The organism is Paraburkholderia flagellata, assembly GCF_021390645.1.
Lineage (GTDB): Bacteria > Pseudomonadota > Gammaproteobacteria > Burkholderiales > Burkholderiaceae > Paraburkholderia > Paraburkholderia flagellata.
Genome location: NZ_JAJEJT010000001.1, coordinates 590,014 through 612,558 on the forward strand (window position 1 = coordinate 590,014; position 22,545 = coordinate 612,558).

Below are 22,545 nucleotides of genomic sequence, written 5' to 3' on the forward strand. Positions count from 1 at the left end.
CCCGCTTCCCGGCCATCCCCAGCAGCAACGGGTGGATCTTTCCCAAAGCGAGGACACGATGGAATGGCTACATGACATCTTTCACAAATCCCCGGAAATCGCGCTATTTCTCTCCCTGGCCGTTGGCTACTGGATCGGCCAGATCAACTTCGGCAAGTTCCAGCTAGGCGGCGTAGGCGGGTCGCTGATCGCCGCCGTCGTCGTGAGCCAGGTGGGCGTGACGGTCGACAACGGCGTGAAGGCGGTGATGTTCGCCGTGTTCATCTACGCCGTGGGCTACGACTCCGGGCCGGGATTCTTCAACTCGCTCAACCGCAAGACGCTGCGCGAGATCGCCATGTCCGTATTCATGGCGTTGGCGGGTCTCGTCACGGTGATCGTCTGCGCGAAGCTCTTTCACCTCAACAAGGGCCTCGCCGCCGGTCTCGCAGCGGGCGGCATGACGCAGTCGGCCATCATCGGCACGGCCGGCGACGCCATTGCGCGTCTGGGCCTGCCTGCCGACCAGGTGAAGGCCATGCAGGCCGATGTCGCCGTCGGCTATGCCGTGACCTACGTGTTCGGGTCGCTGGGCGCGATCATCGTCTGCGTGAACATCCTGCCGAAGTTCATGGGCCGCAGCCTGAAGGACGCCTCCGCGGACGCCGAGCGCGAGATGTCGGGTGGCGCCGCCGTCTCGGGGCCGGGCCAGATCACGGCGCTGCCCGAGCTCTTCGGCCGCGTGTTTCGGGTCGAGGCGGGTGCGGGCAAGACCGTCAAGCAGATCGAACTGGCCGAGCACGATTTCGTCGCGATCGAGAAGATCCGCCGCGCGGGCAAGGTGATCGACGCCACCCCCGACTTCGTGCTGAGCCGCGACGACCTCGTGCTCATCGTGGGCCGTCGCGAGCAGATGGTCGAAGTCGGGACGCTGATCGGGCCGGAAGTGCCGGACTCGGGCGGCATGAGCCTCGTGATGCAGACGCGTCAGATCGTGTTCACGGCGAAGGGCATGAATCACACGACGATCGCCGAAGTGCGCAAGAACGTGGACCGCGATCTGCGCCACGGCGTGTACATCGAGAAGATCGAGCGTGTGGGCCAGCCCGTGCCGCTGCTGCCAGAAACGAAGCTGGAGCACGGCGACGTGGTGACGATCTACGGCACCGCCACCGATACCAAGCGCGCAGTCAAGGCGGCCGGCTATGAACTCGCCTACAGCAACAAGACCGACTTCATCTACATGGGCGTGGGCCTCGTGCTCGGCTTGCTGATTGGCCTGATCGTGGTGAACGTGGCCGGCATTCCGCTCACGCTCGGCTCGGGCGGCGGCTGTCTGCTCGCGGGTCTGCTGTTCGGCTGGATGCGCGGCAAGCATCCGATGTACGGCGTGATGCCACCCGCGGCCTCGCAACTGCTCAAGGACTTTGGTCTCGCGGCGTTCGTCGCCGTGGTGGGCCTGAACTCGGGCTTGCAGGCGGTCGTGACGATCAAGCAGAGCGGTATCACGATCTTCCTGCTGGGCGTGGTCGTGACGCTCGTGCCGCTCTTCCTCACGATGCTGTTTGGCCGCTACGTGCTCAAGTACAACAACGCGGCGATTCTCGCGGGTGCGCTGTCTGGCGCCCGCAGTGCGAACCCCGCCTTCGGCGGCATTCTCGACAAGGCGGAAAGCGCGGTGCCCACCGTGCCGTTCGCCATTACCTACGCGATCGCGAACGTGCTGCTCACGCTGCTCGGGCCGCTCGTGGTCGGTCTTGCATGACATGAACCCATCGTGTGCTGCGCAACGACGCGCGGCACACGCAACGTCTTCCAATGGAGAACACCATGGCAGCGAAAGCGAAGAGTAACGGCGCGAAGGAAAAGTCGGGCCTCGAGGCACTGAGCCCGTTCGAACTGAAGGACGAACTCATCAAGGCGGCTGGCGGCGGCGCGGCCGAGCGCCCGGCCAACCTCTCGATGCTCAACGCCGGGCGCGGCAACCCCAACTTCCTCGCCACCATTCCACGCCACGGCTTCTGGCAACTCGGCCTCTTCGCCATGCGCGAGTCGGAGCGCTCGTTCTCGTACATGCCGGAAGGCGTGGGCGGCTTCCCGCAGCGCGCGGGCATCGTCGAGCGCTTCGATCAGTTCCTGCGCGAGAACAAGGGGCAGGCCGGCATCGATTTCATCGGCGGGGCGGTCTCGTACGTGCGCGACCAACTGGGCCTCTCGGCTGGCGACTTCCTCTATGAGATGTGCGAAGGCATTCTGGCCTGCAATTATCCCGTGCCGGACCGTATGCTCAAGCTTTCGGAGATCATCGTCGGCCAGTACCTGCGCCGCGAGATGATCGGCAAGCATCCGTTCGTCGGCGAGTTCGACGTGTTCGCGGTGGAAGGCGGCACGGCGGCCATGACGTACATCTTCAACACGATGCGCGAGAACTTCCTGATCAAGAAGGGCGACACCATCGCGCTCGGCATGCCGATTTTCACGCCGTACATCGAGATTCCCGAGCTCAACGACTACGAGCTCAATGTCGTGCATCTCAACGCGACCGTCGAAAACAACTGGCAGTACTCAAAGAAAGAACTCGACAAGCTGCGCGACCCGAAGGTGAAGGCGTTCTTCCTCGTGAACCCGAGCAACCCGCCTTCGGTGAAGATGGACGACGAGAGCCTCGCATACATCGCCGACATCGTGAAGGAGCGTCCCGACCTCATCTTCCTCACCGACGACGTGTACGGCACGTTCGCCGACAACTTTGTCTCGCTCTTCGCGCTCGCACCGAAGAACACCATTCTCGTGTACTCCTATTCAAAGTACTTTGGCGCGACGGGCTGGCGTCTGGGCGCTATCGCAACGCACCGCGACAACGTGCTCGATCATCTGCTCGCCAAGCTGCCGAAGGACGAGAAGAAGGAGCTGCACAAGCGCTACGAGTCGATCACGACGGACCCGGACAACCTCAAGTTCATCGACCGCCTGGTGGCGGACAGCCGCACCGTCGCGCTCAATCACACGGCGGGCCTGTCCACACCGCAGCAGGTGCAGATGGTGCTGTTCTCGCTGTTCTCGCTGATGGATACGCCCGACGCGTACAAGAACGCGCTCAAGCGCCTGATCCGCAGCCGCAAGCGCGCGCTGTACGAGGCAATGGGCGCGATCTACGACGAAGACGATCCGAACCAGGTCGACTACTACACGATTCTCGATATGGAGTACCTGGGCGAGAAGCGCTTCGGACGGGATTTCGTCGACTGGCTGCTCAAACAGGTGAAGCCCAACGAGCTGCTGTTCCAGCTCGCGGCAGAGGCCCGTGTGGTGCTGCTGCCGGGCAAGGGCTTTGGCACGGCGCATCCGTCGGGCCGGGTGTCGCTTGCGAACCTCAACGAGTCGGACTATCGCAAGATCGGTCGTGCGGTGGCCAAGCTCACCGAGGAGTACGTGCGGCGCTACAACGAGGCGACCGGCAAGAAGATCGATACGGCTGCCGTGCAGAAGTAGGCAAGGGTAGGCGCGGCGGCGAAAAGGCCGCCGCGTTCAGTCTGAAGTCCGGGCCGCATCCGGTGCAGTTTGCCGGGTGCGGTTTTTTTTTACTCGGCTTGTTGTCCGGCGGGCGTGCTGGCGCCGCTTGCGTGTTGCGCACCCTGCGCGGCATGCGAGCGCACGCTCTTGCGATGAAGCGACACCGAAAGCGCCACGGCGCTAGCCGCCGCGATGGCGGCGAAGAGAAACACCGAGCCATACCCGAACAGATTCGCCACATAACCGGCGAGCGGGCCGGTTATGCCCAGCGAGAGGTCGAGGAACACCGAATACGCCGAGAGGGCCGCACCGCGGCTGGCGGGCGGCACGAGCCCGACCGCCTCGACGCCGAGCGCCGGGAACACGAGCGCGAAGCCGAAGCCGGTGAGTGCCGCGCCCGCGAGCGCGACTTGCGGCGTGGGCGCGAGCCACAGCAGCAAGAGGCCCGCGCATTCGCACGAGAACGAGACGATGGCCACGCGGAAGCCGCCGAAGCGTTTGATCGTGTTTGCAAACAACAGGCGCGCGCCGATGAACATCAAACCGAACACCGTGAGCGTGAAGGCGGCGTTGGGCCAGTGGCGCGCGGCGTAGAACAGCGTGATGAAGGTCGCGATGGAGCCAAAGCCCGCCGAGCCGAGCGCGAGGCCGATGCCGTGCGGCAGCACGCGCGTGAAAACGCTGCGGTACGACATGCGCTCGCCGTGTACGACCGGCACCGGCGCGATCGGGCGCGCGAGCCAGAAGCCGAGCGCGGCCATCGCGACGACCGAAACGCCGAGCATCCAGTAGCCGATGGCGTGCGCCATCACCACGCCGAGCGGCGCGCCGATCGCGAGCGCGCCGTAAGTGGCGATGCCGTTCCACGAGATCACCTTCGCGTTGTGAGCGGTGCCCACGCGGCCGATGCCCCAGAGGATCGCGCCGGTACCGCAAAGGCTTTCGCCGCAGCCGAGCAACAGGCGACTCACGACCAGCAGCGCGAGCGAGAGACCCGGCCAGTGATCGACGAGCGTGCCGAGCAGCAGCAGGACGCCGCTCGCGCCGCAGATCGTCAGGCCGATCGTGACGGTTTGCTTGGGGCCGAGCGTGTCCGCCGAGCGGCCCGCGAGCGCGCGAGAGCAGAGCGTGGCGATGTACTGCACGCTGATTGCCGCACCTGCCACCACGGTACTGAAACCGAGGTCGTTATGCACATAGCCCGGCAGCACCGCGAGCGGAATGCCGATCGTCAGGTAGCAGAGGAAGGTGAAAAAGACGACCGGAATGATCTGCAGGGTCGTCGATGCGGCGTTGCGCCTGGGCGCCAAATCAGCAGACATGGGGAAAACGCGGATGGAAAACGGCGGGAAAGGCGTGATTGTCCCATGGAACCGGTTTTTATGCAGAAATTGAAAAGCTGTTCCAACCGGTGGAACACGCGTTTTCGGCGGTTATAACGGGCTTTTGCGTGCGATTGCCGCGCCGCGAAAATCCCGCGGTATTGCGCGACGTTGGCCGCAATTCACGCAAGCGTGGCACCTTGGTCCGACCGTTCGTGCGGAGACATCGGCATTTGAACGGGGCAATGTTCAGTCAAATATGTCCGATATTCACAGATCGGCACCAGAATCGCGCAATCGAGACACATCAACATAAGCACAGCCGCACTGCAACACGCCGATTTATCGATTCAACGATATATCCCCCATGCACCTCTAGCTATGGGTTCTCAATATTGGCGGTGATAGTTTTCGAACCGTCCACTCGAGCGGCATACGCCTTTTGCGAGCCGCATCCAACGACGAGCCAGAAACCATGAGCCAGCCGATCCGCTTTTACCACCGCAACGCGATTCGCGAAGTCAGCGACGCGGGCGTCACCCGCACCGTTCTCCAGTACCTGCGCGAAGATGCGCGCTGCACCGGCACCAAGGAAGGCTGCGCCGAAGGCGACTGCGGCGCCTGCACGGTCGTGGTGGGCGAGCGCAACGAGGCGGGTGGCGTGAGCTTCAAGGCCGTCAATGCCTGCATCCAGTTCCTGCCCACGCTCGACGGCAAGGCGCTTTTCACCGTCGAAGACCTGCGCCAGCCCGACGGGTCGCTCCATCCCGTGCAGCAGGCCATGGTCGATTGCCACGGCTCACAGTGCGGCTTCTGCACGCCCGGCTTCGTGATGTCGATGTGGGCGCTCTATGAAAAGCATGGCCACGAGCACGCGGGCCACGCCGCGCACGTGGGCCAAAGCGCGTGCGCGGGCAAGGGCGCCTGCAGCGTGCCTTCGCGCGACGAGATCGCCAACGCGCTCACCGGCAACCTGTGCCGCTGCACGGGCTACCGTCCGATCCTCGACGCCGCCGAGCAGATGTTCCAGGCCGACGCGCCGAAGCAGCCCATCGACGTGAAGGCGCTCGCACAGACGCTCGCCACGCTCGAGCGCACGGACACGTTCCACTACGAGAGCCGCGGCCAGCACTACGACGCGCCGCGCACCGTCGAGGCGCTCGCCGCCATCAAGGCCGAGCGACCCAACACGCGCATTCTCGCGGGCAGCACCGACATCGGGCTGTGGGTCACGAAGCAGATGCGCGAGCTTGGCGACATCGTCTACGTGGGCCAGGTCGACGCGATGCGCCGCATCGACGTGAGCGACGCGTGGATCGAGATCGGCGCGGGCGTGAGCGTCGAGCGAGGCTATGCCGAACTCGCGAAGCATTACCCGGAACTCGAAGAGATGTGGCAGCGCTTCGCCTCGCTGCCCATCCGCAACGCGGGCACGATAGGTGGCAACGTCGCGAACGGCTCGCCCATCGGCGACTCGATGCCGGGGCTCATCGCACTCGGCGCGCGCGTGGTGCTGCGCGGCGGCGACGTCGAGCGCGAAATGCCGCTTGAAGACCTCTATCTCGCGTACCAGAAGAAGGACATGGCCGAGCACGAGTTCGTGCTCGCGCTCAAGGTGCCCACGCGCACCGGCGCGCGTGCGAACCTGCGTTTTCGCACCTACAAGGTCTCGAAGCGCTTTGACTCGGACATCTCGGCCGTGTGCGCCGCCTACGCGTATATCGCCGATGGCGACGTGATCCGCGAGCCGCGCATCGCCTTTGGCGGCATGGCCGCGACACCGAAGCGCGCGACCCACGCAGAAGGCGTGCTCGCCGACGCGCAATGGCACGAAGCCACGGCGCAGGCCGCGATGATCGCTCTCGGCAAGGACTACGCGCCGCTTTCCGACATGCGCGCGACGAGCGACTACCGCCTCGAAGCCGCGAAGAACACGATGTACCGCTTCTGGCTCGAAACGCGCCCGCACAACCCGCTTGCGCCGCAGGCGCTCAATGTGCGCAACGTAGCGGCAGAGACGGCTTGAGACATTCAGGAACCGGAAAAGACATACGGAGAACGAAACAATGAACCAGCAAGCCGAACCGTTCCTGGACGAACTCAAGGCACGCGAGCCCTTCGCGCAAGTGCACGTTTCGCGGCCGCACGAATCCGCGCATTTGCATGTGAGCGGCCGCGCCACCTATACCGACGACATTCCGGTCGTGGCTGGCACGCTGCACGCCGCCCTGGGCCTCTCGCAGAAGCCGCACGCGCGCATCGTTTCGATGAACCTCGCGAAAGTGCGCGCGACGCCGGGCGTCGTGGCCGTGCTCACGGCCGAGGACATCCCCGGCGTGAACGACTGCGGCCCGATCATCCACGATGATCCGGTGCTCGCCGATGGCGTCGTGCAGTACGTGGGCCAGCCGATGTTCATCGTCGTGGCGACTTCGCACGATACGGCGCGCCTGGCCGCCCGGCGCGCCGAAGTGCAATACGAAGAGCTGCCCGCCGTGCTCACGGCGCAGCAGGCGCGCGCCGCGCAGCAGTCGGTGCTGCCGCCGATGAAGCTTGCACGCGGCGAGGCGTCCACGCGTGCCGCGCGCGCCGCGCACCGCCATGAAGGCGAGATGCTGCTGGGCGGCCAGGAGCAGTTCTATCTCGAGGGCCAGATCGCCTACGCGGTGCCGAAGGACGACGACGGCATGCACGTGTGGTGCTCCACGCAGCACCCGAGCGAAATGCAGCACCTCGTTGCGCATGTGCTGGGCGTCGCGTCGCACAACGTGCTCGTGGAATGCCGCCGCATGGGCGGCGGTTTTGGTGGCAAGGAATCGCAGTCGGGCCTCTTCGCGTGCTGCGCGGCGCTCGCCGCATGGAAGCTCCTGTGCCCCGTGAAGCTGCGCCCCGATCGCGACGACGACATGATGGTCACGGGCAAGCGCCACGATTTCCACTATACGTACGAAGTCGGCTACGACGATCAGGGCACGATCGAAGGCGTGTCGGTCGACATGACCTCGCGCTGCGGCTTTTCCGCGGACCTTTCCGGTCCGGTGATGACGCGCGCGGTCTGCCACTTCGACAACGCCTACTGGCTGCCCGACGTGTCGATCGCCGGATTCTGCGGCAAGACCAACACGCAGTCCAATACGGCGTTTCGCGGCTTCGGCGGCCCTCAGGGCGCATTCGCGATCGAGTACATCATGGACGACGTGGCGCGCTCGCTCGGCCTTGATTCGCTCGACGTGCGCCGCCGCAATCTCTATGGCAAGACGCAAAACAACGAGACGCCCTACGGCCAGGTCGTGGAGGACAACGTCATTCACGAGCTGATCGACGAGCTGGTGGAAACGAGCGGTTATCGCAAGCGGCGCGCCGCGATTCGCGAATTCAACGCGAACAACGACGTGCTCAAGAAGGGCATTGCGCTCACGCCGGTCAAGTTCGGCATTGCGTTCAACGTTACGCACTTCAACCAGGCGGGCGCGCTCGTCCACATCTATACCGACGGTTCGGTGCTCGTGAACCACGGCGGCACCGAGATGGGCCAGGGCCTGAACACGAAGGTCGCGCAGGTCGTGGCACACGAACTGGGCATCGAGTTTGGCCGCGTGCGCGTGACCGCCACGGATACGAGCAAGGTGGCGAACACGTCCGCCACGGCGGCGTCGACGGGCACCGACCTGAACGGCAAGGCGGCACAAGACGCCGCCCGCCAGTTGCGCGAGCGCCTCGCCGCGCTGGCAGCGACGACGTACGGCAAGGGCGAAGTCAACGCCGCCGACGTGTGCTTTGCCAACGAGTCCGTGATCGTGGGCGAGACGATCGTGCCGTTCGAAACGCTGGTTTCCAAGGCCTATCTCGCGCGCGTCCAGCTCTGGTCCGATGGTTTCTACACCACGCCCAAGCTGTACTGGGATCAGGCCACGCTGCGCGGGCGGCCGTTCTACTACTACTCGTATGGCGCGGCGGTATCGGAAGTCGTGATCGATACGCTCACGGGCGAAATGCGCGTGCTGCGCGCCGATGCGCTGCACGACGTGGGCGCGTCGCTGAACCCCGCGCTCGATGTGGGACAGGTGGAAGGCGGCTTCATTCAGGGCATGGGCTGGCTCACCACGGAAGAACTGTGGTGGAAGCCGGACGGCAAGCTCATGACGCACGCGCCGTCCACCTACAAGATCCCGACCGTGAACGACACGCCCGCCGAATTCAACGTGCGGCTCTTCAAGAACCGCAACGCGGAGGACAGCATCCATCGCTCGAAGGCCGTGGGCGAGCCGCCGCTGTTGCTGCCGTTCTCGGTGTTCTTCGCGATTCGCGACGCCGTCGCGAGCGTGGCCGACTACCGCTTCAATCCGCCGATGAATGCGCCGGCGACCGCCGAGGAAATCCTCAAGGGTGTGCGCGCGGTACGGACGATGGCGCGCGAGGGGTCCGCAAAATGAATCGCCATCCTGAACATTGCGTGCGCGTCGATGAAACCGGGCGCGTGATCATCGGCCGCCGCAGCACGCCGGTGCCGCATTACGGGCCGATGCACATCGTGCTGTTCGGCGCGGGCCACGTGGGGCACGCGCTTATCACGCTGCTCGGCATGCTGCCCTGCGTCGTGCAATGGGTGGATGAGCGCGACGAACTGTTCCCCGAAGAAGTGCCCGCCAACGTGCAGATCGAAGCGACGGACACGCCGGCGGCCATCGTCGACGAAGCGCCGGCGGGCGCGTACTTCCTCGTGATGACGCACAACCACGCGCTCGACTTCGAGCTTTCCGAGCGCATCATGCGCCGTCGCGATTTCGCGTGGTTCGGCCTGATCGGCTCGAAAACAAAGCGCGTGAAGTTCGAGCGGCGGCTCATTGAGCGCGGCGTGGAAGAGGAGCGCATGGACGAGATGACGTGCCCGATCGGCGTGACGGGTATCGTCGACAAGGCGCCTTCGTCGATTGCGGTGGCGGTCGCGGCGCAACTCATGCAGATGCGGGTGGCGCAGCGCCCGGCTGCGGTGAGGACGGTCGCGCTCGAGCGCGCCTGATTCGACGAATCGTGTGAGTAAAACGGGCGCCTCGAAGACGAGGCGCCCGTTTGCATTTCAATGCGCTGCGAGCGGCGGCGTGGGCGTCGCTTCGCTGGTCACGCTCGCGGCCTTTTTCGCGGGCACGCGCTTCGTGCCGCGCTCGGCGGTCAGCGTCCCCGATACGTCCTCGATCAGTCCGCGCAGCCATCCCACATCGCTCGGCCTGTCCGGCTGCGGATGCCACATCTGATAGCAGTGAATGCGCGGAAACGCGATCGGCGTTTCCACGACGGCAAGAGGCATGAGCTTCGCGTAATGCTGCGCGAAGCGCCGTGTCGTCGTGAAGATCAGATCCGATTGCAGCAGGACCTGCGGCACGAGCCCGAAGTAGGGCAGCGTCGCGACGATGCGCCGCTCGGCCTTCGCCTTCGCAAATCCCAGATCGATCGCGCTGGCATGCGCGCCCGTATAGGGCGTGGGCGCGAGATGGGGCGCTGCGAGATACGCCTCGCGCGTGAGTTCGCGGCGTGCGAGCGGATGATCCGCGCGCATCATGCAGACGACCTTGTCGGAGAAGAGGTCGCTGCGCGCGAAACGCGGCTCGGGCTTCGGCCAGTTGCCGATCACGATGTCGAGTTCGCCCGCGTCCAGCGCGCCGTGATGGTCGAGCGTGGGCGAGAGCGAGAGGATTTCCAGCCGCGCTGCCGGCGCCGTCTCGCGAAAGCGTGCGATCAGCGTGGGCATGAAGAAGTCGTTGAGGTAGTCGGGGGCGGCGAGGCGAAACGTGCGCTTCGAGCGCTCCGGGTCGAAGTCGCCGTGCGGCGTGGCCACGAACTCCACGTCGCGCAGCACGCGCTGCGCGTGCTGCAACAGCGACTCGCCGTACTCGGTCGGCACCATGCCGGCTTTGCCGCGCACGAGGATGGGGTCGCCCAGTATCTCGCGCAGACGGCGCAGCGCCGTGCTGATCGCGGGCTGGGTCTGGTTCAGGCGCAGCGCTGCCTGCGTGACGCTGCGCTCGACCAGCAGCGTGCGCAGCACGCGCACCAGCCAGATGTCGAGGGTGAGGGCGTTATCGTCGTCCATGGGGCGTGGCGGGCAAGGGCGCGTGCGCGATAGAGACCTGCGCGCGCACGCGTTCAGCCATAACCATAAGCCGCCTCGCGCGCCGCCGCCATAGGGTGCGCGGCATGACGGGGATCAGAAGGATACTTCTGGAGCGTGGCCGCTCACTCCGCCGCGGGCTTCCCGAGTCCCGAAGGCAGCGTGCTGATGCGCTTGACCTCGCGCGAGTCGAGCCAGTTCGGGCTGCGCGCGCAGTAGAGCACCATCGGCAAGGCATCCTCGCCCCAGAAGAGCTGCTTGTTCATCCAGAACGTCGGCACGCCGAACACGCCCATGGCGATTGCGTCGTTGGTGTTGCGGCGCAACTGCGCACGCACGACTTCTTCCTCGATCAGCGACACGCCGTGCGCAATGCCCACACGCTCGCAAAGCTGCTCGAAGCCTTCGTCGCTCGACGGGTCGCGTCCCTCGCGCCAGATGAAGCGGAAAATCTCGCGCACGCACGCGAGGTCGCCGCCCGCCGCGATGGCGAGCAGCATCGGCCTGACCGAGTCGAACGGGTGAGCGGGCGGCATCTTGAACGGAATGCCGAGCTGCTCGGCGCGAAAGAGCGCGTGCCGGTAGGTGAAGATGCGCTTGGCCGGGACCGCGGAGCCGAACGGCTGGCCCCAGTGGCGGTATAGCTCGGACAGAAGCACGGGCGTCGGCACGAAGTCGAAGCCGGGCCACTTCTCGTGTTGTTCCAGCAACAGGTACGAAAACGGCGACACGAAGTCGTAGAACCAGGCCGGCTGGCTGGCGTCGATGCCGTCGATCATGCTGTTCCTCCGCTCTTGGGCGATATCCGGGCCATTGATTGCATGGCCGATTGTTCGGTTCAAAATGCGTGCAGCGGCGCTAATGCGTGCGCTCGCCTGTTTCATTGCCGCCGCTTTCGTTTGCATGGCTCGCCTCTGTACCTGCTGTGCCTGCGTCGTTGCTACTGCCTTCCGGCGCCTCTGCCTCTTCGGCGCTTTGCGCTGTCTGCTCCTCTTCAGCACCAACGCCTGCGTCCGGCGCTTCGCGCGTCCCGGAGAGTCGCGCGCGCACGAAGCCGATATGTTCGCGCAGCACGTAGAACTGTTCGGCGTAGGCGAGCGGCATTTTCATGCCGTTCACTGATTCCTCGATCTTGTCGAGCTGGCGGATCAGCGCGCGGCGCTCGGTGGGCGAGTTGTCGGCCATCGCGGCCCGCTCGAGTGCGATGAGCGAGCCGTACCAGCGGTAGATCCGCGATTTTACCCGCCAGGCGTACAGCGAAGGCACGATTCGCAGGCCCGGAATCAGCACGACGATGATCGGCACGAGCAGCACCACGAGCCGGTCGGCGAGGCTCGCCACCCAGAAGGGCAGCACGCGGTACAGGAAGCTCTTGCCCGACTTGTAGTAGCGCGCGGCGTCGGCGCTGATCGGGAAGTCCTGGGCGCGCGGCGCGGGGAATTCACCGGCGCGCTGCAGGAGCGTGGAGCGGCCGTGCACTTCCTTCGCCGCTTCGATCAGGAGATCGGAGAGCGCCGGATGCAGCGAGTCGCGCGCGACCAGCTCGGCCGTGGGCGCGATGAAATGCAGCGGCGCTGGCGGCAGGTTGCGGCCGAAGTCGAACGCGCCCATCGGGATCGTGATCGCTGTGAGGTACGGGAAGCGCCGCGCATAGGCGTCGGCCTGCACGAAGTCGAAGAAGCGTACGCCCGGCATGCGCATGAGGCGTCCCATGACGGGCGGCTGCGCGGAGTCGCCCGCGAGAATGGCGACGTCGATCTTGCCTGCCACGAGTTCGCCCGCGGCGTCGTCGCCGGAAAGCGGCAGGAGCTTGGTCGCGCCGCCGGGCTGGATGCCGTTGGCCTTGAGCAGCGTGAGCGCGAGTTCGCGCGTGCCGCTGCCCTCGGCACCGATGGCGATGCGCTGGCCTTCGAACTGCGAGAGCCGCGTGGCGACGGGACCGTGATAGAACACCACGAGCGGTATATAAGCGACGCTGCCGAGCGAGACGAGGCCGCCAGGCACCTTGCTCGCCAGGCCGTCCTGCACGAACGCGACGTCGACGTTCGACTTGGGATCGGCGAGACGCTGCAGGTTCTGCGCCGAGCCCTCCGATTCGAGCACGTTCAGCGTGATGTTGTTGCGCGCGAGGATGTCCTTGTACTTGACCGCGGCGTTCCAGTAGGTGCTGCCCTTGGGCCCGGCGCTCATGGTGAGCGTGTTGGGCGGCGCGGGCTGGATGAGCCGCACCGCGAGCCAGATGGCCGCCGCGCTCAGGAGCAGGATCGGGCCGAACGTGACTGCCAGGTCGCGCCACGAGATCGCCACGAAGCGCGCGACGAGACGGGGAGGAGGTTTGCGGCCGGTGCGGGACTTCATCAATGTGGGGCGGGCCTCGGGTGGTTCGGGAAGTGCGGGTCAGGTCCGCGTCGGGTCCGGCGCTTGCGCCGGATGGACTCAGGCGCGCGCGCCGCGCGGGCTCTGTGGAGCCGATGGTACATGAGAATCGGCGTTGCGGCGGCATGCTCGCGTGCCTCGCCGAACACCTTAAGCGCATGCCACATGCGCCTGCGCTAAACTCTTTGCGCTCGCGGCGCAGCCAGGCTAAATTGTGATTCGACTGGCGCGCCGGGCCCCGGAAGTTTGACCGAAGTATGGCAAAGCCATGTCGACAGCGGGCTCGCGCGAGCATCAACGCATCACCGATGCATAACAAACAGGAAACGGGCGATAGACCTGTCCCGGCGGGCGTAACAAGCAGTGTAATTCGACGTCCTTTCATCCTTGCCTCTCGCATCGCGTCCAGACCCTGGCCGTGTACGCGCGCATTGCGTGCCGTGCGCGGTCATCGGTAGTGGTAACGAAGCCGTCAGACCGTGGCTGACGAGCGGCCTTCGAGCCGTCCGCCGGCAAGGGAGGCGGTCCTATTCCAGGCAACAACCCGCAACAACGCGAAGACACAAGGAGAAAACATGAAATCGGTCGCTATTCTGAAGACGCTGGGCGCGGCACTGTGCCTGTCGGTGGCTTGCAGCGCGTCCTACGCGCAAGACACGGCGAGCGCACCCGCGGCTGCGATGGCCGCTCCGGCGACGTCGGCCAAGAAGGTCGACCGCAAGCTGGGCTACTCGGTGCGCAAGGCGCTCTCGAAGACCCAGGGCGTCGACGTTTCGAACATCGCCGTGCGTTCGCACGGCGGTGCGGTCACCCTGGAGGGCACGGTGCCGGATCAGGGCCAGATCGACAAGGCTGGCGAGGTCGCGAAGGGTGTGGCTGGCGTGACGTCGGTGTCGAACAAGCTGACGGTCATGCAGCAATAAACGCTGCTACGCACCCGGGAAGCAGGGTGCTTGCGGCAAGCAACAGGAAAAAGCCCGGCTGGTGGAGGCCGGGCTTTTTTTATGCGCGTCTGTCTGGCAGGCGTAGGATTGATGTGTGTTTCGGGGCTGTTATCGCGCGAAGCCGTCAGCTTGTACGCGTAGCGCCTGGGAGCACGGGTGGCATGCGATTCCGTCATGTTGCACCGCAGCCGCCAAAGTGTAGTTTGACACACAGTCTTCCCGCCGTTGGGCGTATACCGTAGGTATCGCGCGTCTTTCCCGAGGTCGAGCGCGGCCTCATCGCTGGAAAGCAGGAAATCGCCATGACCATTCATACCTACACCGACTTGCCGCTCATCGACCGGGCGGCCTTCGAGCTGGCCTGTGCGAGGCACGGCTTTGCGCCGATGCAGTTCGACATTCGCGGCGAAGCCGATCCCAACGATCCGGACCACGGCGACATGCTGATCGTGCGCCGCGGCGCCTGGGCGCAGGCTTACCGCATCGATGCGCGCGGCCAGTGGCTGCGTCAGTTCGAGGTCGATCTCAACGGGAAGTTTTTCCGCCAGGCGCCGCACGCCTGAGCGGCATGAGCGGCCAACTGAGCGCGCACGAGGTGCGCGGCATGCCTATGACGTGCGTGGCGTTCAGGAGAGCACGAGCCGCACGCCCACGAGCGTGAGCGTCGCGGCGAGCAGCACGCGCAGCAGCTTTTCAGGCGCTTTCGAAGAAAGCAGGCTGCCGATCGCGATGCCGGGCAGCGAGCCGCACAAGAGCGAAAGCAGCATGTGCCAGTCGACCGAGCCGAGCAGCCAGTGGCCCGCGCCCGCGAGGAGCGTGAGCGGCACGGCGTGCGCGACATCGGAGCCGACGATGCGCACCGTGGGCAGCGCCGGGTAGAGCAGCAGCAGCACGGTCACGCCGATGGCGCCCGCGCCCACCGAGGTCAGCGAGACGAGCACGCCGAGCACCGCGCCCGTGAAGATCGTGAAAAAGAGCGTGCGCGCTTCGCCCGGCCCGTGGCGGTGACGCGAAGCGAACGCCGCGAGCTGCGGGCGGAAAATGAGCGCGACGGCCGTGATGAGGAGCGCTACGCCCAGCACGGCCTGGATCAGATGCCCTGCGCGCGGCGTGTCCATGCCATAGCGGTGCAGCAGGATCAGCGTGATCGTGGCGGCAGGCACACTGCCGGTTGCGAGCCGCAGCGTCACGCGCCAGTCCACCGAACCCTTGAGCCCATGCACGAGCGTGCCCGCAGACTTGGTCGCGGCCGCGTAAAGCAGGTCGGTGCCGACTGCCGTAGCGGGGTGCACGTTAAAGACTAGGACCAGGAGCGGCGTCATCAGCGAGCCGCCGCCCACGCCGGTCAGGCCGACCAGAAATCCGACGAACAGGCCGGACAGCGAATACAGCAGATCGATATGGGGGAAGGACATCGCGCGCGAGGAGGCCGGTTCGGGGGGCTACGCCATCGCCTGCCGCGTTGAGCACAGCGCGCGCCGTAAGCGGCGCGTCAGGCTGGACAACGGCCAAGGCTGGCGGCGAAAATCCGCTATTGTCGCAAAACCGGCGGCTTGGCGCAGGGTTAAGCGAAATCGGACAAGTTCCGTCTGGCTTTCAATTGCCTTCGCACGGACCCCGGTCTTGCGCAAGCACGCGCCGAACGGCGCCGCGCAGGACTCGCGCCTCCATAACCAGAACCGCACATGAATCCCGGCATCCTCTACGCGTTCGCTGCATTCGTTCTCTGGGGGCTCTTCCCCATCTACTTCAAGACGCTGCACCAGATCCCCGCGCTCGAAATGCTCGCGCACCGCATGGCGTGGTCGCTCCTGTTCGTGATCGTCGTGCTCGTCGTGCGCCGCCATTGGCGCTGGTTCGGGCCCGCGCTGCGCGACCGCCACCTGCTCGGGAGTTTCGTGGCGAGCGCCGTGCTGCTTTCGGCCAACTGGGGCATCTATATCTGGGCCGTCAACGCCGGGCACATCGTCGAAGCGAGCCTCGGCTACTTCATCAATCCGCTCATCAACGTGCTGTTCGGCTATGCGTTCCTGCGCGAGCGCCTGCGCGCGCTGCAATGGGCCGCCGTGGCGCTGGCCACCGCGGGCGTCATGTGGCTCACCTGGCAGAACGGCGCGCCGCCCTGGATCAGTCTCGCGCTTGCCGTGACCTTCGGCGGCTATGGTCTCCTACGCAAGACCGCGAAGCTCGGCGCGCTCGAAGGCCTGGCGCTCGAAACCGTTCTGCTCTTTCCCGTGGCGATCGTATATCTGACGATCGTGAGCCTCGCCGGCGAGAGCCACTTCTCGCATGCCTCGCGCGGGCTGCAACTGCTGCTCGCGGCCTCCGGACCGATCACGGCGATCCCGCTGCTCCTCTTCGGCGCGGCCGCGCGGCGCATTCCGCTGTCGATGCTCGGTCTTATCCAGTACGTCACGCCCACGCTGCAACTGCTCACAGGCGTGCTCATCTACGGGGAGCCGTTCGGCGCGGTGCGCGCCGTGGGCTACGGTGCGATCTGGCTCGCGCTCGGCGTGTATTCGCTCGAAGGCGTGCGTAGTCTCGTGGCCGCGCGCCAGCGCCGTGCGGAGTGAGGGCTCTGGGCGGCGGTGCGCTGTCGGGCATTGGCTGATCTGCTGACGGCGCGGTAGGATGCCAGCACGAGGCGCTGCGCGGTCGCGACCGGCAGCGCCTTAACCCGCAGTCAATCCTCCGTGGAGCGCCCCGCGCATGAGTATCGAAGCCGTTCGCCGGTTCGAGGAAGAATTCGCACCGCGCATTGCGGCGAAGCTGGCGAAACAGTTCGGCCCTTCGGTGCACGTCGATGTCGTGCCCAACGCAGGGCACGGCCATCCCACGCGCGTGCGTCTGCGCGGCGTCGCGAACGAGCACCGGCATCCGTATGGGTATCCGCTGAACGTCTCGCTGACCTGGGACACCGAGGAGATCGAGCGCCTCATGGAGCCCGGCGGCGAAGCGCGCTTCGAGCACTACCTCGAAGCGACCGGGCGCAAGCTGACGTCGTGGGAGTCGGCGCGCCCTGTCGATTTTGCATCGCGCACGCAGGGCGAGCCGGAGGTGTTGCTCGGCGGGCTCGATTTCGAGGGCTGATTTAGCAGTCCTCTCCTCGCATGGATCTCATCAACCGCGCGAAGCCCGCGTGAGCCACTCGCGGCCCTTGAGCATGCCCCACCAGTAGAAGCTCGGCAGCACGCTCGCCTTGAGCAGCCACATGAGGCGTCGCGGCCGCGTGGGGTCGAGCGGGAACGTGGGCAAGAGGCGCCCGCCATAACCGAACTCGGCCAGCACGACCTTGCCTTTTTCCACGGTGAGCGGGCACGAGCCGTAACCATCGTAGCGGTAGGCGAGCGGCGCTCCCGCGCGCGCGGCGAGCAGATTCTCGGCCACAATCACGGCCTGCTTGCGCGCGGCCGCGCCGGTCTTGGCGTTCGGCGCGGAGCACACGTCGCCGAGCGAGAACACGTTCGGATAGCGCGGATGCTGGAGCGTGGCGTGATCCACTTCGCACCAGCCGGCTTCATCGGCTAGCTGGCTGTCGCGGATGAAGTCGGGCGCGACCTGCGGCGGCACGGCGTGCAGCATGTCAAAGCGCTTCTCCACACGCGTGACGTTGCCGTTCGCATCCTTCACCTCGAACGTGGCGAGACGCGCCGGGCCGTCCACGGCGACGAGATTCGACGAGAACGCAAGATTCGCGTTGTAGCGCTTCACATACTCCATGAGCGGCGGCACGAAGGTCGCCACGCCGAACAGCACGGCACCCGCGAGATTGAACTCCACGTTGAGCTTGCCGAGCACGCCCTGACGTCGCCAGTGGTCGCAGGCGAGATACATGGCTTTTTGCGGCGCGCCCGCGCACTTGATCGGCATGCCGGGCTGGCTGAAGAGGGCGGTGCCGCCCTTCATCTGCTGCACGAGCTGCCAGGTGTAGGGCGCGAGGTCATAGCGATAGTTCGAGGTCACGCCGTTCTTGCCGAGCGCTTCCGTGAGGCCCGCAATGCGCTCCCACGCGAGCCGCAGTCCCGGCGCCACGATGAGCTGGCGGTAGGCGACGCGCACGCCGCTGTCGAGCTGCACGACGTTCGCGTTCGGTTCGACGCGGGTGGCTGCGGCGCGGAACCACTTCACGCCCGCGGGCATGACGCTCGCCATGGGGCGGCGCGTTTTCGTCACGTCGTAGGCGCCGCCGCCGACCAGCGTCCAGGCTGGCTGATATTCGTGATGATCGCTCGGCTCGACGATGGCGATCTTCAGGTTCGGCTCGCGGCGCAAGAGGCTCGAGGTGACAGCGATGCCCGCCGTGCCGCCGCCGATCACGACGACGTCCCAGGTCTCGCCCTCCCACGCGCAGGCCGCCGTTGCGGCGCGCGCGGCATTCGCGCTTTGCGCGGCCGCCTGCGCCGGCGCGCCTTGCTGCGCGAGCTGATAGAGGCTCGTGGCGCGGTTGCCGCTGCGGCAGTACGCGAGCACGGGGCCGGGCAGGTCGACGAGCAACTGGGCGAACTGCGCGGCGGCATCGGCGGTGATCTGGCCGGGCTTCACCGGCAGATAGGCGAACTGCAGGCCGAGTTGCGAGGCTGCTGTGCGCAGCGCGTGCGACGTGGGTTGCGCGTCACCGCCTTCGCCATCGGGCCGGTTGCAGATGACCGAGCGATAGCCTGCCGCATGGATGGCGGCGAGGTCGTCGGGCGTGATCTGGTCGGCGCTTGCGAAGCGCGCGTTGTGTTGCGTGATTTGCATGTTTTTTTTGGTCCCGAGGCAGGCGCGGATTAGTGTGGTTTGGTGCTGCTTAGTGTGGTGTCTTGCGAACGGCGGCGCTGCTCCAGCGCGGCGTAAATCGCCATGCCCGCGAGCATGGCGGCGACGAAGAGCCAGGCGCGCGGCTGGCCGCCGCCCGCGGCGACGAGCGCGGGGCCTGGGCAGAAGCCCGCGAGCCCCCAGCCCGCGCCGAACAGCAACGCGCCGCCGACCAGCCGGCCATCGATGCGCCGCGACGTGGGCAACTGAATCGGCGCGCCGGCGAGGCTCGACGTTCGTGTGCGCGCGAGCCAGAAGGCGGGCGCGGCGATCGCGATGGCGCCCGCCATCACGAAGGCAAGCGAAGGGTCCCAGTTCCCGGCGAGATCGAGAAAACCGAGCACCTTGGCCGGATTGGCCATGCCCGAGACGAGCAAGCCGATGCCGAACAGCAGACCGCAGGCGAACGCGCTGAGTTTTCGCATTTCAGCCTCCGATCAAGTGACGCACGGCGAACACGGTGACGAAGCCCGCCGCCATGAACGCGCCCGTGGCGACGAACGAGCGCCGCGAGCCGCGCGCGATCCCGCACACGCCGTGGCCGCTCGTGCAGCCCGACCCGTAACGCGTGCCGACGCCGACCAGCAGGCCCGCCACGACGAGCGTGAGCGTGGATGCGTCGATCTGCATTGCCGGCAGCGCCGCGCGCAGCCGCCACAGCAACGGCGCGGCCACGAGGCCGATGACGAACGCGGCATTCACCCCGCGCTCGCCGCCCGAGCCCGGCTGCGATCTGCTCAACAAGCCGCCCAGCAAGCCGCTGATCCCGGCGATGCGGCCGTTCACGAGCACGAAGAGCGCGGCGGCCGCGCCGATCATCAGGCCGCCCGCGAACGAGGCGTAGGGCGTGAAGTGGGCGAGGTCGAGGCTCATGGCGCTTGTACCTTCAGCCGTCCGCAATAAAGGCTCGACAGCGTCTGCATGACCTGGATGACCTCGGGGCTCGCGAGGCGGTAGTAGATGTACTTGCCTTCGCGGCGCGTATCGACGAGGCCTTCGTCGCGCAGCTTGCCGAGGTGCTGCGAAAGGCTCGGCTGATGCACGCCCACCAGTTCCTCGAGTTCGCCGACGTTGCGCTCGCCTTCGGTGAGCTGGCAAAGCAGCAGGAGACGATCTTCGTGGGCAAGCGCCTTGAGCAGCGCGCAGCACTTTTCGGCGGATTCGCGCAGGGCCGCGAGCGCTTCGGGAGTGAGTGGTGAGTTCATTTGTCGCCTCGATGGACGAGGTTAAACGGCGATCCGTCGAATTATACTTTGTCTAAAAACATTATATAAATTTATAATATATGTTTCAATAGAGGATCGCTTTTACGGAGCCGTTGATGTCCAACCCAGCCCAGCTACACACACCCGAACCCATCGTCGAGCCGTTTTTCGATCCCGTCACGGCCACGGTCACCTACGTCGTGCACGCCGGGCGTCGCACGGCCTGCGCGATCGTCGACCCGGTGCTCGACTACGACCCCAAATCGGGCCGCACCTCCACGGAATCTGCCGAGCGCGTGATCGCGTTCGTGCGCGAATACGGGCTTCGCGTCGAGTGGCTGCTGGAGACGCACGCGCACGCCGATCATTTTTCGGCGGCGCCGTATCTGAAGGCGCAGTTGGGCGGGCGCATTGCGATTGGCGAGCATATTCGCGCGGTGCAGGGCGTGTTTCGCGCGGTGTTCAATCTGGGCGAGACCCTCAACCCGGATGGCAGCCAGTTCGACGTGCTTTTCCGGGACGGCGAGACGTTCCAGGTCGGCAATTTAGAGGCCCGCGCGCTGCACGTGCCCGGCCACACGCCCGCCGACCTCGCTTACCAGATCGGCAACGCCGTGTTCGTCGGCGACACGCTCTTCATGCCCGACGTGGGCTCGGCGCGCTGCGACTTCCCGGGCGGCGACGCGCACACGCTCTATCGCTCGGCGCGCAAACTGCTCGACCTGCCGGGAGACACGCGCCTTTTCATGTGCCACGACTATCCGCCCGCTTCTCGCGGACCGTGCTTCGAGACCACGGTGAGCGCGCAGCGCAGTGGCAACATCCACCTGAACGAGACCGTGAGCGAAGAGGCGTTCGTGCAGATGCGCACCGCGCGCGACCGCACGCTCGCCATGCCGAACCTGATCCTGCCGTCGATCCAGGTGAACATCCGCGCGGGCCGCATGCCGGAGCCTGAAGGCAATGGCGTGCGTTATCTGAAGATTCCAATCGACGCACTTTGAATCGTTGCGGTACGCGTTGCGCAATGTGCTTCAGGAATCGCGGGGAAAACCGTCCTTGATCGCGCGCTGCCTGTGTGCTGCGCTGTTCAGTTCGCGTCCTCGTTGACTGGCAAGTCGTCGGTCGGTGCCTGGCGGGCAGCCGTGCCTCGATTGCCTGCGTCGGCGAACGGAGATCTGCGCATCCGTATGGGCGGCACAGCGTGCAACAGACGACGCGCGTGCGTGTGCAGCGGCCAGTCGACGAACTGGTAGAGCGCGGCGCCCATCGCCGTAGCCACGATCATGGTGAGCGTCACCCCGAGCGGGGCAGTCGGGTCAAAGCCGTCGATAGCGTCCGGCAGCAGTTTGCGCGCAGCTTCAACGCAGTATGGATGGCTCAGATAGATGGCATAACTCGCGTTGCCGATGAATATCGCTACGCGAGTCATCCAGCCCGAGCCCATCGCCGGTTCCAGGCTCAGTGTGCTGGCGATCAGCACGAAAGCGGGAAGGCCGTAATAAAGCAATGGTGCATTGGAAAGGTCGTGCCAGTTGATGTAGGCCATCCATGTATAGGCTGCTACCGCCATGCATCCCGCTAGCGACAGATTGATACGGACTCCGAACCGCCAGAGCTGGTACGCGATGAAACCAAGCGGAAACTCGAACATCCGCTGATTCGTATAGAACGCGCCAAACACGCCATGCGAGTGCAAAGCTTTCGCCGCGCAAAAGATCACAAAGAGCAGCACAGACGTGAACAGCAGCCGGTGACGGCGCACCAGTATCAGCGAGACGGCCGTGGCCGCGTAAAACAACATCTCGTAGTTCAGCGTCCAGCCGACGAACAACATCGGGAATATGTTGCCACTTTCCTTGCGATAGGGAATGAAGAACAGCGATTTCAGCAGATTGCCGAGGTCGGCAGTGGTCGAATTCAACAACTCAGGAGCGACGAGCGCGCCGGCGAATACGCCAAACGTCAGCACCCAGTACAGCGGCACGATGCGGGCAATGCGGTCCGCGAGAAAGCGCTGTGTGGTTATTTTGGGGTTATCCAGCACGAGCGCGATGACGAAACCGCTTATCACGAAGAAAATGTCGACGCCAAACTCACCGAACGTGTGTCCGGTCGGCGACATGATGTGAAAGAAGATGACCGTTGTCGCTGCAACAGCGCGCAGCACAGTAAGCGACTTTAGCTTTTGCATGTTGGGTGGCGCGGTCAGCGCGTTCGCCGATGGCGGCCGGGAGGGATGGACTGACTTTGATCGCTGCGTTTGATCGCGGTTATTCTGACATTGCTGAAAAACACGCGAG

At 65.5% G+C, this 22,545-nt stretch carries 20 protein-coding genes; 10 read left to right on the top strand and 10 right to left on the bottom strand.

The annotated features are described in order from the left end of the window. Window positions 1-58: 58 nt before the first annotated feature. Together aspT and L0U83_RS02635 are read left to right on the top strand one after the other, a co-directional pair. Window positions 59-1,744, top strand: a complete 1,686-nt coding sequence (gene aspT, locus L0U83_RS02630) for an aspartate-alanine antiporter (protein WP_233883645.1) — start codon at window positions 59-61, stop codon at window positions 1,742-1,744. Window positions 1,745-1,809: 65 nt separating this feature from the next. Further along, a complete protein-coding gene (locus L0U83_RS02635) occupies window positions 1,810-3,471 on the top strand; it encodes a bifunctional aspartate transaminase/aspartate 4-decarboxylase (protein WP_233880243.1) in 1,662 nt (553 codons plus the stop codon). Between the two features lie 89 nt (window positions 3,472-3,560). Here the strand turns inward: L0U83_RS02635 and L0U83_RS02640 are convergent, their stop codons facing one another. Continuing rightward, complete coding sequence (locus L0U83_RS02640; protein WP_233880245.1) at window positions 3,561-4,814, bottom strand: MFS transporter; 1,254 nt, start codon at window positions 4,812-4,814, stop codon at window positions 3,561-3,563. A 475-nt stretch (window positions 4,815-5,289) separates the two neighbouring features. Here L0U83_RS02640 and xdhA point away from each other — a divergent pair, with 475 nt between their 5' ends. Genes xdhA through xdhC form a run of 3 tightly spaced genes read left to right on the top strand, consistent with a single transcriptional unit; the run spans window position 5,290 to window position 9,834 of the window. Beyond that, entirely contained in the window at window positions 5,290-6,840 is a 1,551-nt protein-coding gene (xdhA, locus tag L0U83_RS02645) for a xanthine dehydrogenase small subunit (RefSeq protein WP_233880247.1), read from the top strand. A 40-nt stretch (window positions 6,841-6,880) separates the two neighbouring features. Next, window positions 6,881-9,247, top strand: a complete 2,367-nt coding sequence (xdhB, locus tag L0U83_RS02650; protein WP_233880249.1) for a xanthine dehydrogenase molybdopterin binding subunit — start codon at window positions 6,881-6,883, stop codon at window positions 9,245-9,247. Continuing rightward, window positions 9,244-9,834, top strand: coding sequence for a xanthine dehydrogenase accessory protein XdhC (gene xdhC / locus L0U83_RS02655; protein WP_233880251.1), 591 nt, complete (start codon window positions 9,244-9,246; stop codon window positions 9,832-9,834). Before xdhB ends, xdhC begins: the two co-directional genes overlap by 4 nt. 57 nt (window positions 9,835-9,891) lie before the next feature. Here the strand turns inward: xdhC and L0U83_RS02660 are convergent, their stop codons facing one another. The 3 genes from L0U83_RS02660 to L0U83_RS02670 form a co-directional block, all read right to left on the bottom strand. Continuing rightward, a complete protein-coding gene (locus L0U83_RS02660) occupies window positions 9,892-10,902 on the bottom strand; it encodes a LysR family transcriptional regulator (RefSeq protein ID WP_233880253.1) in 1,011 nt (336 codons plus the stop codon). A 143-nt stretch (window positions 10,903-11,045) separates the two neighbouring features. Beyond that, window positions 11,046-11,699, bottom strand: a complete 654-nt coding sequence (locus L0U83_RS02665; RefSeq protein ID WP_233880255.1) for a 2-hydroxychromene-2-carboxylate isomerase — start codon at window positions 11,697-11,699, stop codon at window positions 11,046-11,048. A gap of 79 nt (window positions 11,700-11,778) precedes the next feature. Next, the gene (locus L0U83_RS02670) at window positions 11,779-13,278 is read right to left on the bottom strand and encodes a TAXI family TRAP transporter solute-binding subunit (RefSeq protein WP_233880256.1); all 1,500 of its coding nucleotides are present in this window, start codon (window positions 13,276-13,278) and stop codon (window positions 11,779-11,781) included. A 593-nt stretch (window positions 13,279-13,871) separates the two neighbouring features. On the opposite strand from L0U83_RS02670, the gene L0U83_RS02675 reads away from it, so the two are divergent. Then, window positions 13,872-14,219, top strand: a complete 348-nt coding sequence (locus L0U83_RS02675) for a BON domain-containing protein (RefSeq protein WP_233880257.1) — start codon at window positions 13,872-13,874, stop codon at window positions 14,217-14,219. Between the two features lie 323 nt (window positions 14,220-14,542). Next, window positions 14,543-14,803: a hypothetical protein gene (locus L0U83_RS02680; protein WP_233880259.1), complete on the top strand. Its 261-nt coding sequence runs from the start codon at window positions 14,543-14,545 to the stop codon at window positions 14,801-14,803. Between the two features lie 63 nt (window positions 14,804-14,866). On the opposite strand, the gene L0U83_RS02685 is transcribed toward L0U83_RS02680, so the two are convergent. Beyond that, window positions 14,867-15,655, bottom strand: coding sequence for a sulfite exporter TauE/SafE family protein (locus L0U83_RS02685; RefSeq protein WP_233880260.1), 789 nt, complete (start codon window positions 15,653-15,655; stop codon window positions 14,867-14,869). Window positions 15,656-15,925: 270 nt separating this feature from the next. Between L0U83_RS02685 and rarD the strand changes: the two genes are divergently transcribed. After that, window positions 15,926-16,813 (top strand): EamA family transporter RarD, encoded by an 888-nt coding sequence (gene rarD / locus L0U83_RS02690; RefSeq protein ID WP_233880261.1) that lies wholly within the window; start codon window positions 15,926-15,928, stop codon window positions 16,811-16,813. Window positions 16,814-16,949: 136 nt separating this feature from the next. Further along, window positions 16,950-17,330 carry a DUF5594 family protein gene (locus L0U83_RS02695; protein WP_233880263.1) on the top strand — a complete coding sequence of 127 codons (381 nt, stop codon included), beginning with the start codon at window positions 16,950-16,952 and terminating at the stop codon, window positions 17,328-17,330. Window positions 17,331-17,360: 30 nt separating this feature from the next. Here L0U83_RS02695 and L0U83_RS02700 read toward each other — a convergent pair whose 3' ends face one another. Genes L0U83_RS02700 through L0U83_RS02715 form a run of 4 tightly spaced genes read right to left on the bottom strand, consistent with a single transcriptional unit; the run spans window position 17,361 to window position 20,242 of the window. After that, the gene (locus L0U83_RS02700; protein ID WP_233880265.1) at window positions 17,361-18,980 is read right to left on the bottom strand and encodes a bifunctional protein tyrosine phosphatase family protein/NAD(P)/FAD-dependent oxidoreductase; all 1,620 of its coding nucleotides are present in this window, start codon (window positions 18,978-18,980) and stop codon (window positions 17,361-17,363) included. A gap of 29 nt (window positions 18,981-19,009) precedes the next feature. Next, a complete protein-coding gene (locus L0U83_RS02705) occupies window positions 19,010-19,462 on the bottom strand; it encodes a YeeE/YedE family protein (RefSeq protein WP_233880266.1) in 453 nt (150 codons plus the stop codon). 1 nt (window position 19,463) lies between these two features. Then, the gene (locus L0U83_RS02710; RefSeq protein WP_233880268.1) at window positions 19,464-19,910 is read right to left on the bottom strand and encodes a YeeE/YedE family protein; all 447 of its coding nucleotides are present in this window, start codon (window positions 19,908-19,910) and stop codon (window positions 19,464-19,466) included. Beyond that, window positions 19,907-20,242 (bottom strand): ArsR/SmtB family transcription factor, encoded by a 336-nt coding sequence (locus L0U83_RS02715; protein ID WP_233880269.1) that lies wholly within the window; start codon window positions 20,240-20,242, stop codon window positions 19,907-19,909. The genes L0U83_RS02710 and L0U83_RS02715 overlap by 4 nt, the downstream gene beginning before the upstream one ends. 116 nt (window positions 20,243-20,358) lie before the next feature. Here L0U83_RS02715 and L0U83_RS02720 point away from each other — a divergent pair, with 116 nt between their 5' ends. Continuing rightward, the gene (locus L0U83_RS02720) at window positions 20,359-21,246 is read left to right on the top strand and encodes an MBL fold metallo-hydrolase (RefSeq protein ID WP_233880271.1); all 888 of its coding nucleotides are present in this window, start codon (window positions 20,359-20,361) and stop codon (window positions 21,244-21,246) included. 86 nt (window positions 21,247-21,332) lie between these two features. Here L0U83_RS02720 and L0U83_RS02725 read toward each other — a convergent pair whose 3' ends face one another. Beyond that, complete coding sequence (locus L0U83_RS02725) at window positions 21,333-22,436, bottom strand: acyltransferase family protein (protein ID WP_233880272.1); 1,104 nt, start codon at window positions 22,434-22,436, stop codon at window positions 21,333-21,335. Window positions 22,437-22,545: the final 109 nt, after the last annotated feature.

Excerpts from the sequence above, each read along its gene's own strand:
- xdhA (WP_233880247.1), top strand. The coding sequence starts at position 5,290 with ATGAGCCAGCCGATCCGCTTTTACCACCGCAACGCGATTCGCGAAGTC.
- L0U83_RS02700 (WP_233880265.1), bottom strand. The coding sequence starts at position 18,980 with ATGCAAATCACGCAACACAACGCGCGCTTCGCAAGCGCCGACCAGATC.
- L0U83_RS02685 (WP_233880260.1), bottom strand. The coding sequence starts at position 15,655 with ATGTCCTTCCCCCATATCGATCTGCTGTATTCGCTGTCCGGCCTGTTC.
- rarD (WP_233880261.1), top strand. The coding sequence starts at position 15,926 with ATGAATCCCGGCATCCTCTACGCGTTCGCTGCATTCGTTCTCTGGGGG.
- L0U83_RS02665 (WP_233880255.1), bottom strand. The coding sequence starts at position 11,699 with ATGATCGACGGCATCGACGCCAGCCAGCCGGCCTGGTTCTACGACTTC.
- L0U83_RS02715 (WP_233880269.1), bottom strand. The coding sequence starts at position 20,242 with ATGAACTCACCACTCACTCCCGAAGCGCTCGCGGCCCTGCGCGAATCC.
- L0U83_RS02670 (WP_233880256.1), bottom strand. The coding sequence starts at position 13,278 with ATGAAGTCCCGCACCGGCCGCAAACCTCCTCCCCGTCTCGTCGCGCGC.
- L0U83_RS02725 (WP_233880272.1), bottom strand. The coding sequence starts at position 22,436 with ATGCAAAAGCTAAAGTCGCTTACTGTGCTGCGCGCTGTTGCAGCGACA.
- L0U83_RS02635 (WP_233880243.1), top strand. The coding sequence starts at position 1,810 with ATGGCAGCGAAAGCGAAGAGTAACGGCGCGAAGGAAAAGTCGGGCCTC.
- L0U83_RS02680 (WP_233880259.1), top strand. The coding sequence starts at position 14,543 with ATGACCATTCATACCTACACCGACTTGCCGCTCATCGACCGGGCGGCC.
- L0U83_RS02675 (WP_233880257.1), top strand. The coding sequence starts at position 13,872 with ATGAAATCGGTCGCTATTCTGAAGACGCTGGGCGCGGCACTGTGCCTG.
- aspT (WP_233883645.1), top strand. The coding sequence starts at position 59 with ATGGAATGGCTACATGACATCTTTCACAAATCCCCGGAAATCGCGCTA.
- L0U83_RS02705 (WP_233880266.1), bottom strand. The coding sequence starts at position 19,462 with ATGCGAAAACTCAGCGCGTTCGCCTGCGGTCTGCTGTTCGGCATCGGC.
- xdhC (WP_233880251.1), top strand. The coding sequence starts at position 9,244 with ATGAATCGCCATCCTGAACATTGCGTGCGCGTCGATGAAACCGGGCGC.
- L0U83_RS02695 (WP_233880263.1), top strand. The coding sequence starts at position 16,950 with ATGAGTATCGAAGCCGTTCGCCGGTTCGAGGAAGAATTCGCACCGCGC.
- L0U83_RS02720 (WP_233880271.1), top strand. The coding sequence starts at position 20,359 with ATGTCCAACCCAGCCCAGCTACACACACCCGAACCCATCGTCGAGCCG.
- L0U83_RS02640 (WP_233880245.1), bottom strand. The coding sequence starts at position 4,814 with ATGTCTGCTGATTTGGCGCCCAGGCGCAACGCCGCATCGACGACCCTG.
- xdhB (WP_233880249.1), top strand. The coding sequence starts at position 6,881 with ATGAACCAGCAAGCCGAACCGTTCCTGGACGAACTCAAGGCACGCGAG.
- L0U83_RS02660 (WP_233880253.1), bottom strand. The coding sequence starts at position 10,902 with ATGGACGACGATAACGCCCTCACCCTCGACATCTGGCTGGTGCGCGTG.
- L0U83_RS02710 (WP_233880268.1), bottom strand. The coding sequence starts at position 19,910 with ATGAGCCTCGACCTCGCCCACTTCACGCCCTACGCCTCGTTCGCGGGC.